Raw genomic sequence first — 15,076 nt, 5'->3', positions numbered from 1 at the left:
CACCCCGGACCGGGCCAGGCCCGGCCCGCTAGGGCCGGTCGCGCGCGGTCCAGTCCTGCGCCAGCGCCCGCGCGCCTTTCAGCAAGATCGCCTGATCGATGCCCACGGCGACGAATCCCGCGCCCGCGTCACAGGCCGCCTCAAGCACGCCGGGGTCTTGCGACAGGATGCCCGCGGGCTTGCCGGCGGCACGGATGCGGGCGATCGCCTTTAGCACGGCGGCGGTGACCACGGGGTGGCGCGACTGGCCCGGATAGCCCATCGAGGCCGCCAGATCGGCGGGGCCGACAAAGACCCCGTCCACGCCATCGACCGCGCAGATCGGCTCGATCTGGTCCAGCGCGGCCACGGTTTCGACCTGCACCAGCAGACAGATTTCCTGCGCCGCACGGGTGGCGTAATCGGTCACGGTGCCATAGCGCGTGGCGCGCGACAGCCCGGCCATGCCGCGGATGCCCTGGGGCGCATAGCGGGTGGCGGCGACGGCGGCACGGGCTTCATCGGCGGAATTGACCATCGGGATCAGCAGGCTTTGCGCGCCCGCATCCAGCAGCCGCTTGATTTCCACCACATCCAGCGATCCGGGGCGCACCACGCATTGCACCGGCCAGGGCGCGGCGGCCTGCAGCATGGTCTGCACCACGGCCGGGCCGATCACCGTATGTTCGGTGTCGATCAGCATCCAGTCAAAGCCGCAGGTGGCCAGCGCCTCGGCATGGCCCGGGTCGGGAATCGTGCACCAGATGCCGATCTGGCGCCGCCCCGCGGCCAGCGCCGCCTTGAAGCCGTTGGCCGGCAGGTTCATGCCGCCCCCCCGCCGCAGAGCGAACAGATCCGGCGCACGGCCAGTTCATACCCCTCGACGCCGAACCCCGCCATCACCCCGTCGGCGCGCAGGCTGACGTAGGAATGATGGCGAAACGCCTCGCGCTTGTGAACGTTCGAGATATGAACCTCGATCACCGGCCCGGCAAAGGCGTTCAGCGCATCCAGGATCGCAACCGAGGTATGGGTATAGGCGCCGGGATTGATCACGATGCCGCAGGCGGCCGCACGCGCCTGATGGATCGTGTCGATGATCGCGCCTTCATGGTTCGACTGGAACAGCCGCACCGCAAAGCCCCTGCGCGCCACCAGTTCCGCGCAGCGCCGTTCGACATCGGCCAGCGTGTCATGGCCATAGATCTCGGGCTCGCGCTGGCCCAGAAGGTTCAGGTTCGGCCCGTTCAGGATGTAGATCGTCTTCATGTCGGCCTGGGTCATCGCCCCCTCCTCACGCCTGGCATCGGTGTTCTGCATAGCGAAGCGCGCGGCCCGCGCCTAGGGGCCGCGCGCGGCAGGGTCGCATCGGGGGACGCATAGGCGGCGCGCGGTCAGCCCGCCAGCCGCGCGGCCACATCCAGCAGGCGGCGCGTCTGATGGGCCACCGCGGCGCGGCCCGCATCGTCGAATTCACCCGCCTTGGTCGAATAGCCATAGGGGTTGCCGCCCGCCTCATAGATGACCGGGTCGGTATAGCCCGGCGGCACGATGACCGAGCCCCAGTGCATGAAGCTGGTGTAAAGGCTCAGGATCGTGGCCTCTTGCCCGCCATGGGCATTACCCGCGCTGGTGGTCGCGGTCACCGGCTTGCCGGCCATCGCGCCCCTGGACCAGACCCCGCCCAGCGTGTCGATGAAGGCGCGCATCTGGCTGGCCGCACCGCCAAAGCGGGTGGGACAGGCAAAGAAATAGGCATCCGCCCATTCCATGTCCGCGGCCGATGCCTCGGGGATACCGGCCATCCGGTCGGCCTGCGCCTTCCAGGCGTCCTGACCCTCGACCACCGCCCGGGGCGCGGTTTCGGCCACGCGCAACAGCCGCACATCGGCATCCGCGGCACGGCCCGCACCAGCGGCGGCTTCGGCGACCTGATGGTTGGTACCATAGGTGGAATAGAAGATGACGGCGAGTTTGACTTTGCTCATGAAGCGGTCCTTCCCTGGGTTGCGGTTCGCCAACGGGCCGCGCGGCGCGCCATCGCGCCGCCGGCACCGGCATCAAGCCTAACACAAGGCCCGCCGTCGCGGTTCCCCGATCGGCGCAGGGAATCTGTGCACAGGCGCGCGCCGAACGCCGCCCCGCAGCCACAGCTTTCCGTAACGAAACCCGACCCGCGCCGTAAAAACCCGCAGTCTGGACAGTTGACCTTACCAGATCAGGGCTTAAGACTGATAACAGGCTGCCACCGACCCGTTGCGTCACCAGTGACATGGCCCGTGGCAAGATCCTGACATGCCGAGCCACAGACACCGAGCCAAACTTGCTGAGGAGGAACACATGAAATTCCACGCTTTCGCGGGGTCCGTTGCGGCCATCGCCATCATCGCGGGCAGCGCCGTTGCGCAAGAGGTCGATCGCACCGGCTGGCCCAGCAGCTTCACCGTGGGCACCGCATCGCAGGGCGGCACCTTCTTTGTCTATGGTTCGGGCTGGGCGAACCTTGTCGCCGAGGAACTGGGCGTGACCGGCGCGGGCGAAGTGACCGGCGGGCCGATGCAGAACATGGCGCTGGTGCATACCGGCGATCTGGCCTTTGGCCTGACCACGCTGGGCCCGGCGGCGGAATCGCTGGCCGGCCTGAACCCGATCGCACCGGGGCTGGCGATGGACAAGGCCTGCGCCATCTTCCCGATGTATCAGACGCCCTTCCACCTGGCGGCGCTGGCCTCGTCCAACATCTCCGCGATTTCGGAAATTCCCAAGGGCGCGCGCATCGGCTTTGGCCCGGCCGGATCCAGCGCCGACACCTATTTCCCGCGCATGCTGTCGGATCTGGGCGTCGAATACGAACGCCGCAACGGCGGCTGGGACGATCTGGGCGGCCAGATGCAGGACGGGCTGCTGGACGTGATCGGCTTTGCCGCCGGCGTGCCGATCCCGACCGTCAGCCAGCTTGAGGTGCAGACCAGCATCAGCATCATCGGCTTCAACGAGGAAGAACTGACCAAAGTCACCGCCGATTTCCCCGTCTCGCGCTATGACATCGACGCGGGCGTCTACAAGACGCTGGAAGCGCCGCTGGCCTCGGTTGCGATGTGGAACTTCGCCATCGCCAATTGCGACCTGCCCGAAACCTTCGTCTATGAGGCGACGCGCATCGCGATGGAAGACAATGCCCGCATGGTCAATGTGCATTCCTCGGCCCGCGAATCGCTGCCCGAGCACTGGGACAAGAACAACGTGCTGAAATGGCACCCCGGTGCGGCGCGCTGGTTCAATGAAAACGGCGCCTCGATCCCGGCCGACATGATCTACGGCGGCTGAGCCGGCACAGATCCTGGACGGGGCCGGTCCCTTGCGGGATATCGGCCCCGTCCGACATTTCGCGCCAGACGCGGCACCATCGGAACAATGCGGTCACAGGACGGGGGACAGATCCATGAACGCCACGCCAGCCCAAAGCCAGGACGATGAACTGATCATCGCCCAGGGCGTCGACGAGGAACCCGTCGAAAGCAACCGCCGCCTGTTTCAGGGGCGGATGCTGCTGGCCGTGTCGGTCATTGCGGGGATCTATGCGTTCTTTCACCTGGCGGCGCTGAACGGGCTGTCGATTTCGCGCATGACGGGGGGGGCTGTGAACCTGCCCTTCCTGCCGCGCCTGCCGATGGAGACGTGGAATTTCCGCATCGTCCACATCGCCGGGGCGCTGCTTCTGGGCTTCACGTTGTTTTCCGCCACCCGCTTTGCGCCGCGCGATGACGGGCGGGCAAAGATCACCACCTGGATCGGCTATGCGCTGCTGGTCCCGGCGCTGTGGTCGCTGGGCGCGGCGCTGTCTTTCCAGCGCGAAATCGCGGGCGGGCTGATGTGGAACGGCATCGACGAACGCATCCGCTTCAATGAAACCTGGGTCTATGGCGCGCCGCTGATGCTGGCCACGGCAGGCAGCATCGTGCTGGGCTGGGTGCACAGCCGCGGCCGGGCGGTGCTGGCGATCCCCGATGTCGTGCTAAGCATCTGCGGCCTGGCGGTCGCGGCCTATCTGATCACGATCTATGGCACCTTGATGCGCAATTCGACCGGCACGCCCTTTGCGCCGATCGGCATTTCCATTGCCGCGGTGGCCGGAACGCTGCTGATCATGGAACTGACGCGCCGCGTGGCGGGGCTGGCGCTGGTGGTGATTTCGGGCGTCTTTCTGGTCTATGTCTTTACCGGCCAGTATCTGCCGGGCTTCCTGAATTCGCCCGCCATCGCCTGGGAACGGTTCTTCAGCCAAGTCTATACCGATGTCGGCATCCTGGGGGCGACGACCGCTGTATCCTCGACCTATATCATCCTGTTCATCATCTTCGCGGCGTTCCTGCAGGCGTCGAAGGTGGGCGATTACTTTGTCAACTTTGCCTTCGCCGCCGCCGGGCGCGCGCGCGGCGGCCCGGCCAAGGTGGCGATCTTTGCCAGCGCGCTGATGGGCATGATCAACGGCACCAGCGCGGGCAATGTGGTGGCGACGGGGTCGCTGACCATTCCGCTGATGAAGCGTCTGGGCTATCGCAAGGATACCGCCGGCGCGGTCGAGGCCGCGGCCTCGACCGGCGGGCAGATCATGCCGCCGATCATGGGCGCGGGCGCCTTCATCATGGCCGAGGTGACCGGCATCCCCTATACCGACATCGCGGTGGCCGCCATCATCCCGGCGCTTCTGTACTTCGTGTCGGTCTATTTCATGGTCGATCTGGAGGCGGCGAAACTGGGCATGCGCGGCATGCGCGAAGATGAACTGCCCAGGTTCCGCAAACTGGCCCGCCGCGCCTTCCTGTTCCTGCCGATCGTGATCCTGATCGCGGCGCTGTTCATGGGCTATTCGGTGATCCGCGCGGGCACGCTGGCCACCGTGGCCGCCGCTGTCGTCAGCTGGCTGACGCCCTGGCGGATGGGCCCGCGCGCCATTGCCCGCGCCTTTGAAATCGCAGGCGTGATGTCGATCCAGATCATCGTGGTCTGCGCCTGCGCGGGCATCATCGTGGGCGTGATTTCGCTGACCGGGGTCGGCGCACGGTTTTCGAACCTGCTGCTGGGCATCGCGGCCACCTCGCAGCTGCTGGCGATGTTCTTCGCGATGTGCATCGCGGTGCTTCTGGGCATGGGCATGCCCACCACGGCGGCCTATGCGGTGGCGGCCTCGGTGGTGGCGCCGGGGCTGGTGAACCTGGGCGTGCCGATGCTGACGGCGCATTTCTTTGTCTTCTACTTCGCCGTCGTGTCGGCCATCACCCCGCCCGTGGCGCTGGCCAGCTATGCCGCCGCCGGGATTTCGGGCGCCAATCCGATGCGGACCTCGGTCACCTCGTTCAAGATCGGGCTGTCGGCCTTCATCGTGCCGTTCATGTTCTTCTACAACGGCGCGCTGCTGATGCAGGGCGACTGGCCGGTGATCCTGCGCGCGGTGGCGACCGCGACGGTGGGGGTGTTCTTCCTGTCCAGCGCGGTGCAGGGCTGGCTTCTGGGTGCGCGTGCGGCCTGGTTCATCCGCGCAGGCCTGCTGGCCGCGGCGCTTCTTATGATCGAGGGTGGGCTGTTCACCGATCTGGCGGGCATCGGCCTGGCCGTGGCCACCGTGGCGGTGCAGCGGGTCTTTCGCCCGCGCCCCGATGCGATGATCCCGGTACGCGGCAGCGACTGAGCGCGCCGATCCCCCCGCCCCTGGAAGAAAAGGACCGCGCCCCGAAAGGCGCGGTCCTGACATTTCGGTCCCGGGATGGAACGCGGGCCGCGATCAGCCGGCGATCCAGGCGTTGAACCGCTCGTTCAGCTGGGTATCGTGATCCACCCAGAATTCGTAATCCGAGGCCAGCGCATTGCCCAGGTTTTCCGGGCTGGTGGGCAGGTTCGGCGCCATCGGCATGTCCGTACCCTGGAAATTGCCGACAAGCGGGGCCGAGGATTTGCGCGGCGGACCGTAGCTGATGAATTCGGCCGCCTTGGCCAGCGGGGCCGAGCCGGTCGAGAAGGCGACGAAATCCAGCGCGTTCTGCATGTTCGGCGCGCCCTTCGGGATCACCCAGCCCTCCATCTCATAGACCTGGCCATCCCAGACGATCTCAAAGGGCTTGCCCTCGGTGATCGCCGCGTTGAAGATGCGCCCGTTATAGGCCACCGTCATCGCCACCTCGCCATCGGCCAGAAGCTGCGGCGGCTGCGCACCGGCTTCCCACCAGATGATGTCGCCCTTGACCGTGTCCAGCTTGGCAAAGGCGCGGTCCACACCCTCGGGCGTGCGCAGCAGGTCATAGACCTCGGCGGCGGGAACACCATCGGCCATCAGCGCCATTTCCAGGTTGACCTTGGCGCTCTTGCGCATGCCGCGCTTGCCGGGGAACTTCTGGGTGTCGAACAGATCCGCAATCGTCGCGGGGCCCGCGCCTTCGGGGAACTTGCTGGCGTCATAGGCCAGCACGGTCGAAAAGACGTCGGTGGCCACGAAACATTCCGCCAGCGCCCCGTCCAGGAAATCCCCGGTCGCGGGCGTGCCGTCGATGCCGGGTTCCAGGATCGCGGGGTCGATCACCTCCAGCAGGCCCTCATCGCACAGGCGCACCGCATCGGCATATTCCACGCTGGCCACATCGGTCGTGACATTGCCCGATTCGACCTGCGCCTTGATCGGCGTTGCCGGGTTGTCGGTATCGACCGAAATCACCTTGATGCCGGTCTTTTCGGTGAAGGGCTTGTGATAGGCCTCGACCTGGCTGACGGTATAGGCGCCGCCCCAGCCAAGAACCGCCACTTCATTCGCCGCCGCAGGCAGGCCAAGGCCCACAAGCGCGCTGGACAGAAGGATGACTCGCTTCACTCTGATCTCCCGTGTTGGTGTTGGCGCGGGGTGCAATATCCCCGCCATTTGCGCCGATCCGGAATGGACCCGCATGGCGACAGGCTACGGGAGGGCTTTCGCCAAAGTCAATCGGCCCCGGCGTCCGGCACCGCCGCGCGCCGCGCGCCCCTGGCCCCGGTCGATCTGAGTATTTTTTCCAAGAAGAAGCCGCATCGCGTTTCTTCTTGGTCCAAATACTCCCGCCGGAGGCATCCGCCGGGATCCGCGGGGGACCGGCCGGGCAAATGACGCGCCGTCAGGTTTCCGATTTCTTTTCCCAGCGGCCCTGCGCCTCGCTCCAGTACTGGGCCTTCGCGCCGGCGCCGGTCAGCGCGCGCCACTGGCCGCGCGCGGTATCGAACGCGGCGGGGTCGTTGCCGTCAAACAGGATCCAGACCCGTTCATGGGCGGCCAGATCCCCGGGCGTGACCGGCGCGCCGTCGATCGACATGACGGCCTGCGGGTCATTGGCCGCGCGCGCCGCCGCGCCGGTGGTCAGCAGCACGGGCTGGTGCGCGTCATGCGGACCGCCCGCGCGGCCATGGGGCAAAAAGCCCTCGGGCGCGCCCTGCCACAGCCGGTCATCCAGCATGGCCATGCGCGCAGGGTCGCTGCCGCGCAGTTCCACCCGCCAGCCCTGCGCCAGCGCCCGGGTCAGAAGTGTCACCACCACCTCTTCCACCGGGCTGCGGGTGACGTGATAGAACAGCGCGGCGCCCATCGATCAATCCTCGAAGCGGTCGCGGATCAGCCGGTCCAGCGTCATCACCCCCCAGCCGGTCGCCCCTTTTGGCGCCAGCGTGGTTTCCGTGGGCGGCAGGGCGACGCCCGCGATGTCGATATGCGCCCAAGGGGTGCCATCCTGGATGAAGCGGTGCAGGAATTCGGCTGCGGTGATCGAACCCGCGGGCCGTCCGCCGGTGTTCTTCATGTCGGCCAGGCGCGATTTGATCAGCGCGTCATAGGCCGGCGCCAGCGGCATCCGCCAGGCGCCCTCGCCCTCGGCCCCGGCAGCCTTCAGCAGGTCTTGCGCCAGCGCGTCGTCATTGCTGAAGACGCCTGCGTTTTCGTGCCCCAGCGCGATGATGATCGCGCCGGTCAGCGTGGCAAGGTCGATCACCGCGGCGGGCTTGAAGCGGTCCTGCGCATACCACAGCACATCGGCCAGCACGAGGCGGCCTTCGGCATCGGTATTGATCACCTCGATCGTGTCGCCCTTCATGGATTTCACGATGTCGCCGGGCCGTTGCGCGCGCCCGTCGGGCATGTTTTCCACCAGCCCCACAAGCCCCACGACATTGGCCCGCGCCTTGCGCAGCGCCAGCGTGCGCATCACGCCCGCGACCACGCCCGCGCCGCCCATGTCCATCGTCATCTCTTCCATGCCCGCGGCGGGCTTGATGGAAATGCCGCCCGTGTCGAACACCACCCCCTTGCCCACCAGCGCCAGCGGCGCCTGATCGGGTTTGCCGCCCTTCCACTGCATCACCACCACCTTGGACGGGCTTTCCGAGCCCTGCCCCACCCCCAGAAGCGCGCGCATGCCCAGCATGTCGAGTTCCGCCTCATCCAGGATCTCGACCTCAAGGCCCAGTTCATGCATCGCCGCCAGGCGCGCGGCGAAATCGCTGGTGGTCAGGATATTGGCCGGTTCATTGACCAGATCGCGGGTGAAGAACACGCCCTCGGCCAGGGCCGCATGGGGGGCGGCGCGCGCGGCCAGCGATTCGGGCCTGGCGGCCATCACCTCAACCGGGCCCGGCGCCTCTTTCGGCCTGGTGTGATAGTCGAAGCTGTAGGCGCGCAGCGCCAGGCCAAAGGCCACGTCGGCGGCGCGGGGATGGGCCTCGGCGATCACCAGCGCGCCCCTGGGCCCCAGCGCGCGGCCCACGGCGGCGCCGGCCTTGCGCGCCTCGGCCGGGGTGGCGCGGCGCGGCAGGGCGATCAGCTGCACCGTCTCGGCCGCAAGTCCCGCGGGCCAGGACAGATCCAGCGATTCGCCGGGCTTGAGCTTGGCAAAGGCATCGGACGCGGCCGCGCGCGCCAGCGCCCCGCGCATCAGCCGGTCCAGCCGGCGCGCCACCGCCGACAGCGCCCCCCCCGGATGCAACAGCGCGATGCGCCCCTCGCGGGTGGCGAAGGCGGCGGGGTCGGTCTGGCTGAAGCGGATCGCGACGGGGGCGGTCATGGCGGTTCCTTTGTTCTGACGCGGTGCGGGTTCGGACGGGCCGCCCTTGCGCCGGCGGGCACTGGTCGGCGGGGTCTTGCCAGACCCTAGCGAGGCCGGGCGAAAATGGAAAGCGGGGGGCCGTTGGCCTTTCCCCGCGCGCCGCATCGCGTTACAGAGGAACCAAAGACCCCGGGGGCTGGCGGATTTGACGAGATTGGACAGATATATCCTGTCGCAGCTCATGGCGCTGTTCGGCTTTTTCGCGCTTGTGCTGGTGTCGGTCTATTGGGTCAACCGCGCGGTGCGGCTGTTCGACCAGCTGATTTCGGATGGGCAAAGCGCGCGGGTGGTGCTGGAATTCACCGCCCTGACCCTGCCTTATGTCATCCGCCTGGTGCTGCCGATTGCGGCCTTTGCGGCCTCGGTCTATGCGGTCAACCGGCTGGCGCAGGAATCGGAACTGGTGGCGATGCAGGCTACCGGCGCCTCGCCCTGGCGGCTGGCGCGGCCGGTGGCGGTGTTCGGGCTGATCGTGGCGGCGCTGATGGCGGTGCTGGTGCATGTGCTGGAACCGGCGGCGCGCGCGCGGCTGGCCGACCGGCAGGCGCAGATCGCCGAAAACGTCACCGCGCGCTTCCTGTCCGAGGGCAGTTTCCAGCATCCCGCCGATGGCGTGTCGATCTATATCCGCGAAATCGCGCCGACGGGTGAATTGCTGGACCTGTTCCTGTCCGATGCGCGCCAACCCGGCACGCAGACGATCTACACCGCGGAAAAGGCGCTGATCGTGCGGTCCGCCACGGGGCCCAAGCTGATCATGCTGGAAGGCATGGCGCAGACGCTGCGGGCCAGCGACAACCGGCTGGCGGTGACGCGTTTTGCCGATTTCACCTATGACATCGGCGGGCTGATCACCCCCGGCACGCGGCAGCGGCGCAGCTGGGCCGAGCTGCCCAGCTGGCGCCTGGCCGCCCCCGATGCCGCGACCCTGGCGCTGACCGCAAGCACGCCGCTGGCAGGCCGCGTCGAATTGCATGACCGCCTGGCCCAGCCGCTTCTGGCGCCGGTGGCGGCGCTGTTGGGGGTGGCGGCGCTGATGCTGGGCAGTTTCTCGCGCTTCGGGGTCTGGCGCCAGATCGGGATCGCGGTGGTGGCGATCATCGCGGTGCAGTTCCTGTCCAACGCGGCCGAGGACATGATCGCGCGCCGGGCCGCGCTGTGGCCGCTGTCCTATCTGCCCGCGCTTGCGGGCGCGGCGCTGGCGGGGGCGATGCTGTGGCACGCCGCAACCCCCCGGCGGATGCGGCGCGGTGGCGGGCCCCGCGCCACGGAGGGCGCGGCATGACGCTGTCGTTCTATGTCGCGCGCCGCTTCCTGCGTGCCTTTGCGCTGGTGGGGGGGACGTTCCTGGGCATCCTGATGCTGATCGAGATGGTCGAGCAGGTCGGTCGCTTTCAGGCCGAAAGCTTTGGCCTGCTGGATGCCGCCCTGCTGGCCGCGCTGAACGTGCCCGCGACCTTTTACCTGATCCTGCCGCTGATCATGCTGTTGTCGGGGGTGGTTCTGTTCCTGGGTCTTGCGCGCAGTTCGGAACTGGTGGTGATCCGCGCGGCGGGCCGGTCGGCGCTGCGCATGCTGGTGGCGCCGGTCACGGTGGCGGCGCTGATCGGGGTGGTCGCGGTGGCAGCGGGCAACCCGATCGTGTCGGCCACCGCCAAGCGATTTGAGGCGCTGTCGGATGAATTCCGCGCCGATGCGGGGGGGGCGGGCCAGCAGACCGTCTCGATCGGGCGCGAGGGCGTCTGGATGCGCCAGGGGTCGGGCGCGGGCGATGACACCCAGGCGGTGATCCGGGCGGCACGGGCCAATCTGGATGCGACGCGGCTTTATGATGTGACCTTTCTGGTCTTTGGCCCCGACCGCGGCCCGATCCGGCGCATCGCCGCCGCCGAGGCCGCGCTGGTCGCGGGCGCATGGGATTTGCGCGACGTCAAGGACTGGCCGCTGGAAGACGCGCAGAACCCCGAACGCGCCGCCACCGCCACGGCCACGCTGCGCCTGCCCTCGGATCTGACGGCCGACCGCATCCGCGACAGCTTTGGCACGCCCAATGCGATCCCGGTCTGGGATCTGCCCGATTTCATCGCGGGCCTTGAGGATGCGGGCTTTTCGGCACGCCGGCACCTGGTCTGGTTCCAGATGGAACTGGCGCTGCCGCTGCTGCTGGCGGCGATGGTGCTGATCGCGGCGGGCTTCACCATGCGCCATGCGCGGATGGGCCGGTCGGGGATGATGGTGCTGCTGGCGCTTGGCGCGGGGATGGCGGTATTTTTCCTGCGCAACATGGCGCAGGTGCTGGGCGACAACGGGCAGATCCCGGTGGCGCTGGCGGCCTGGGCGCCGCCGGTGGCAGCACTGATGCTGGCGCTGGCGCTGATCCTGCATCTGGAGGAAGGCTGATGGCAAAGACCCGCCCGATGCGAAAGCCCGCCCTGCCCGCCCGGGCCCGGCTGACGGTCCTTGCCGCCCTTTGTTCGCTGCCCATGCTGGCGCTGGTGCCACTGGCCACACCCGTCACCGCGCAGGACCTGCCCGCACCGAACCGGCACGCACCGAACCGGCACGCACCGGCCCCCGCACAGGCCCCGCCCCTTGCCACCGCCGAGATACCGGCGACGCTGCTGGCCGACCGCGTCATCCTGACCGGCGACGACCGTATCACCGCCGAAGGCGCGGTCGAGGTGTTCTTTCGCGGCAGCCGGCTGACCGCCACGCGCATCGTCTATGACCGCTCTACCGACCAATTGACCATCGGGGGCCCGATCCATCTGACCGAACCGGGCCAGCGCGGCGCGATCGTGCTGGCCGATCAGGCACAGCTTTCGGCGGATCTGCGCGATGGCATCCTGACAGGCGCGCGGCTGGTGCTGGCGCGCGAATTGCAGATGGCCGCCAATTCGATCCGGCGTGAGGCCGGGCGCTACACCCATCTGGACCAGGTCGTGGCGTCATCGTGCCAGATCTGCGCCGACCGGCCCACGCCGCTGTGGGAAATCCGCGCCCGCCGCGTGACCCATGATGCCGAAACCCGCCAGATCCACTTTACGGGCGCGCAGTTCCGCGCCGCCGGGGTGCCGCTGATGTATCTGCCGCATCTGCGCATGCCCGACCCTACTGTCGAGCGGATGCGCGGCCTGCTGCGGCCCGCGCTGCGCACCACATCCAGCCTCGGCACCGGGATCAAGCTGCCCTATTTCTTCCCCCTGGGGGAAACCGCCGATCTGACGGTAACGCCCTATGTCGCCACCTCGTGGACGCGGACGCTGGGCCTGCGCTATCGCCAGGCGCTGCGCCAGGGGGCCTTTGTGCTGGACGGCGCGGTGACGCGCGACGACATCCGCGAAGGCGAGACCCGGGGCTATCTGTTTGGCGACGGGGTGTTTAACCTGCCACGCGACTACCGGCTGGGGGTGACGCTGCGGCTGACCTCGGACCGGTCCTATCTGCTGAACTATGACATCACCGAAGATGACCGGCTGTGGTCGGGCATGACGGTGGACCGGGTGCGGGCCGACCGCATGATCTGGGGCCGGGCAGGCCATACCCATACGCTGCGCGACGGCGAGACGGACCAGACCCAGCCCTCGCTGGCGGGCGATCTGCGGTGGACGCGCATCTACCGCCCCGGCGCCATCGGCGGCGAGCTGAGCGTGACCGCCGGGGTTCATGCCCATGAACGCGCCTCGAACCTGCTGGCGGACGGGCCGGATGAGGACAGCCTTGCCGACGGGCGCGACATGGTGCGCGCCTCGCTGGTGGCGGACTGGCGGCGAAACTGGCAGCTGGGCGGGGGCATTCTGGCGGCGGCGCAGGGGGAACTGGCGCTGGATGCCTATCGCGTCAGCCAGGACCCCGACCCGGATCTGAACGGGTCCACCTTCCGGGCGCAGCCCTCGGCGGCGGTGGAACTGCGCTGGCCCTGGCTGCGCAGCGCGGGCAGCGCAACGGACGTGATCGAACCCGTCGCCCAGCTGATCTGGAGCCGCGACAGCCTGACCCCCGTGCCCAATGACGACAGCCTTCTGGTCGAATTCGACGAAGGCAACCTGTTTTCCCTGTCGCGTTTTCCGGGCGCGGACATGCGCGAACGGGGCCTGCGCGCGAACCTGGGCATCGGCTGGACCCGGCAGGATGCGGCGGGCTGGTCGATCGGCGTGCAGGCGGGCCGGGTCTGGCGCGCGAAGGACCTGGATCAGTTCAGCGCCGGATCGGGCCTTGACGGGCGGCTGTCGGACTGGCTGGTGGCGGCGCATCTGACCACGGCGGGGGGGATGACGCTGTCGAACCGGGCGCTGCTGGATGACGATCTGTCGCTGACCCGCAACGAATTGCGCCTGGCCACCAGCGGCGCGCGCCACGATCTGGCCGCAGGCCTGCTGTGGATGGAGGCCGACCCCGATGAAGGCCGCCCGACCCGCACATCGGAACTGACCTTCGATGGCGGCTGGCGCTGGGGCAACGGCTGGTCGACCCGGCTGGAAACCCGCTATGATTTCACCGCCGAGCGCGCGGCGCGCGCCGCCCTTGGCGTGCAATATGCCAACGAATGCGTCACCGTGGATCTTTCCCTCTCGCGTCGGTTCACTTCCTCCTCTAGTGTGGACCCCGAAACCGACATCGGGCTTTCGGTGCAGCTGGCCGGGTTTGGCAGCAGCGGTATGATCGACCGCGCCCGGCGCAGCTGTCTGCGCTAGGCGGATCGGGCGGGAACGGACGACGGACGGACGAAGACATGGTGCGCGCTTCTTTTCTTCTTGGCGGTTTTCTGGCGCTGACAGCCCTGGTTCCGGCGGACCGCGTGGCGGCGCAGGGGGTGGGCGGCAACCTGTTCGCCCCGGTGATTCAGGTCAATGACCTGGGCATCACCGGCTATGAAATCGACCAGCGGATACGGTTCCTGCGTGTCCTGCGCGCGCCCGGCGACCTGCCGGTCGAGGCGGAAAAGGCGCTGATCGACGACCGGCTGCGCATGGATGCGGCGCGCCGCGCGGGCATCCGCCTGTCCGAAGAGGCGCTGGCCGAAGGCATGACCGAATTCGCTGGCCGCGCGAACATGGCGACCGAACAATTCATCCAGGCGATCGGCCAGGAAGGCGTCGAGGCACAAACCTTCCGCGATTTCGTCGAGGCTGGCCTGGTCTGGCGCGAGGTGGTGCGCGCCCGCTTCAGCCCGCGCGTGCGCATTTCCGAGGCCGACATCGACCGCGCGATGACCCCCGAATCCGAAACCGGCAAGGGTGCGCGGGCGCTGATCTCGGAAATCATCATCCCCGCGCCCCCGGGCCGCGAGGCCGAGGCGATGGCGCTGGCGCGTCAGGTGTCGGGCTTGCGCGGCGAGGCGGCCTTTGGCGCGGCCGCGCGTGAGGTTTCGGCCGCAGGATCACGCGCGCAAGGCGGGCGGCTGGACTGGCTGCCGCTGGGCAACCTGCCCCCGGCGCTGCGCGGCACGCTGCTGGCACTTGCCCCGGGCGAGGCCAGCCAGCCGGTGGAACTGGGCGGGGCGGTCGCGGTCTTTATGCTGCGCGCGATTGACGAAGGCGGCGCGGTGACAAACGCCCCGCAACAGATTGAATTCGCGCAATATCTGATCCCCGGCGCAGGAACCGGGGCGGCCCTGGCCGAAGCCACGCGCCTGCGTGGGCAGGTGGACGGCTGTGTCGATCTGTTCGCCGCCGTCAAGGGCCAGCCCGAAACGCGGCTGATCCATGACACGCTGCCGCAGAACCAGATCCCCGCCGATATCGCGGTGGAACTGGCGCGCCTTGACCCGGGCGAGGTGTCCACCAACCTGTCGCGCGGCGGCGATACCGTGTTCCTGATGCTGTGCAAGCGCGAGGCGCTGGCCAGCGAAGACGCCCCGGCGCCCACGCGCGATGCGGTGCGCAGCCGGCTGCAGAACGCCCGCCTGACGGCGATGGCCGATGCCTATCTGGCCGATCTGCGCGCCGAGGCCGTGATCCGGCGGCGGGACTGACCTTTCGGGCGGC

General features: G+C 68.4%; 12 protein-coding genes. 6 read left to right on the top strand and 6 right to left on the bottom strand.

Annotated elements, in window-relative coordinates; translation table 11 throughout:
• Positions 1 to 28: 28 nt before the first annotated feature.
• From ACK8OU_RS03480 to ACK8OU_RS03470, 3 genes are all read right to left on the bottom strand, one after another.
• Positions 29 to 805 (bottom strand): HpcH/HpaI aldolase family protein, encoded by a 777-nt coding sequence (locus tag ACK8OU_RS03480; protein ID WP_410301961.1) that lies wholly within the window; start codon positions 803 to 805, stop codon positions 29 to 31.
• Positions 802 to 1,248, bottom strand: coding sequence for a type II 3-dehydroquinate dehydratase (gene aroQ / locus ACK8OU_RS03475; protein ID WP_410302017.1), 447 nt, complete (start codon positions 1,246 to 1,248; stop codon positions 802 to 804). Before aroQ ends, ACK8OU_RS03480 begins: the two co-directional genes overlap by 4 nt.
• A 125-nt stretch (positions 1,249 to 1,373) precedes the next feature.
• A complete protein-coding gene (locus ACK8OU_RS03470; protein WP_410301960.1) occupies positions 1,374 to 1,967 on the bottom strand; it encodes an NAD(P)H-dependent oxidoreductase in 594 nt (197 codons plus the stop codon).
• 352 nt (positions 1,968 to 2,319) lie between these two features.
• Here ACK8OU_RS03470 and ACK8OU_RS03465 point away from each other — a divergent pair, with 352 nt between their 5' ends.
• The gene (locus ACK8OU_RS03465; protein WP_410301959.1) at positions 2,320 to 3,306 is read left to right on the top strand and encodes a TAXI family TRAP transporter solute-binding subunit; all 987 of its coding nucleotides are present in this window, start codon (positions 2,320 to 2,322) and stop codon (positions 3,304 to 3,306) included.
• A 115-nt stretch (positions 3,307 to 3,421) separates the two neighbouring features.
• Positions 3,422 to 5,668: a TRAP transporter permease gene (locus ACK8OU_RS03460; RefSeq protein ID WP_410301958.1), complete on the top strand. Its 2,247-nt coding sequence runs from the start codon at positions 3,422 to 3,424 to the stop codon at positions 5,666 to 5,668.
• A 93-nt stretch (positions 5,669 to 5,761) separates the two neighbouring features.
• On the opposite strand, the gene ACK8OU_RS03455 is transcribed toward ACK8OU_RS03460, so the two are convergent.
• From ACK8OU_RS03455 to ACK8OU_RS03445, 3 genes are all read right to left on the bottom strand, one after another.
• The gene (locus ACK8OU_RS03455; RefSeq protein ID WP_410301957.1) at positions 5,762 to 6,838 is read right to left on the bottom strand and encodes an ABC transporter substrate-binding protein; all 1,077 of its coding nucleotides are present in this window, start codon (positions 6,836 to 6,838) and stop codon (positions 5,762 to 5,764) included.
• A gap of 277 nt (positions 6,839 to 7,115) precedes the next feature.
• Positions 7,116 to 7,580, bottom strand: a complete 465-nt coding sequence (locus ACK8OU_RS03450) for a DNA polymerase III subunit chi (protein ID WP_410301956.1) — start codon at positions 7,578 to 7,580, stop codon at positions 7,116 to 7,118.
• A gap of 3 nt (positions 7,581 to 7,583) precedes the next feature.
• Positions 7,584 to 9,047, bottom strand: coding sequence for a leucyl aminopeptidase (locus ACK8OU_RS03445; RefSeq protein ID WP_410301955.1), 1,464 nt, complete (start codon positions 9,045 to 9,047; stop codon positions 7,584 to 7,586).
• Between the two features lie 187 nt (positions 9,048 to 9,234).
• On the opposite strand from ACK8OU_RS03445, the gene lptF reads away from it, so the two are divergent.
• Genes lptF through ACK8OU_RS03425 form a run of 4 tightly spaced genes read left to right on the top strand, consistent with a single transcriptional unit; the run spans position 9,235 to position 15,063 of the window.
• A complete protein-coding gene (gene lptF, locus ACK8OU_RS03440; RefSeq protein ID WP_410301954.1) occupies positions 9,235 to 10,374 on the top strand; it encodes an LPS export ABC transporter permease LptF in 1,140 nt (379 codons plus the stop codon).
• Entirely contained in the window at positions 10,371 to 11,489 is a 1,119-nt protein-coding gene (lptG, locus tag ACK8OU_RS03435; RefSeq protein ID WP_410301953.1) for an LPS export ABC transporter permease LptG, read from the top strand. Before lptF ends, lptG begins: the two co-directional genes overlap by 4 nt.
• Positions 11,489 to 13,783: an LPS-assembly protein LptD gene (locus ACK8OU_RS03430; RefSeq protein ID WP_410301952.1), complete on the top strand. Its 2,295-nt coding sequence runs from the start codon at positions 11,489 to 11,491 to the stop codon at positions 13,781 to 13,783. The genes lptG and ACK8OU_RS03430 overlap by 1 nt, the downstream gene beginning before the upstream one ends.
• 38 nt (positions 13,784 to 13,821) lie before the next feature.
• Positions 13,822 to 15,063, top strand: a complete 1,242-nt coding sequence (locus tag ACK8OU_RS03425; RefSeq protein WP_410301951.1) for a peptidylprolyl isomerase — start codon at positions 13,822 to 13,824, stop codon at positions 15,061 to 15,063.
• Positions 15,064 to 15,076 lie beyond the last annotated feature (13 nt).

Source organism: Pontitalea aquivivens, from assembly GCF_046507575.1.
Taxonomy (GTDB): domain Bacteria; phylum Pseudomonadota; class Alphaproteobacteria; order Rhodobacterales; family Rhodobacteraceae; genus Pontitalea; species Pontitalea aquivivens.
Note: the sequence above shows the minus strand (reverse complement) of the source record. Positions and strands in the feature narration are given on the sequence as shown.

Coding starts and splice junctions, on each gene's coding strand:
- aroQ (WP_410302017.1), bottom strand. CDS start 1,248: ATGAAGACGATCTACATCCTGAACGGGCCGAACCTGAACCTTCTGGGC.
- ACK8OU_RS03425 (WP_410301951.1), top strand. CDS start 13,822: ATGGTGCGCGCTTCTTTTCTTCTTGGCGGTTTTCTGGCGCTGACAGCC.
- ACK8OU_RS03445 (WP_410301955.1), bottom strand. CDS start 9,047: ATGACCGCCCCCGTCGCGATCCGCTTCAGCCAGACCGACCCCGCCGCC.
- ACK8OU_RS03480 (WP_410301961.1), bottom strand. CDS start 805: ATGAACCTGCCGGCCAACGGCTTCAAGGCGGCGCTGGCCGCGGGGCGG.
- ACK8OU_RS03470 (WP_410301960.1), bottom strand. CDS start 1,967: ATGAGCAAAGTCAAACTCGCCGTCATCTTCTATTCCACCTATGGTACC.
- ACK8OU_RS03460 (WP_410301958.1), top strand. CDS start 3,422: ATGAACGCCACGCCAGCCCAAAGCCAGGACGATGAACTGATCATCGCC.
- ACK8OU_RS03450 (WP_410301956.1), bottom strand. CDS start 7,580: ATGGGCGCCGCGCTGTTCTATCACGTCACCCGCAGCCCGGTGGAAGAG.
- ACK8OU_RS03465 (WP_410301959.1), top strand. CDS start 2,320: ATGAAATTCCACGCTTTCGCGGGGTCCGTTGCGGCCATCGCCATCATC.
- ACK8OU_RS03430 (WP_410301952.1), top strand. CDS start 11,489: ATGGCAAAGACCCGCCCGATGCGAAAGCCCGCCCTGCCCGCCCGGGCC.
- lptG (WP_410301953.1), top strand. CDS start 10,371: ATGACGCTGTCGTTCTATGTCGCGCGCCGCTTCCTGCGTGCCTTTGCG.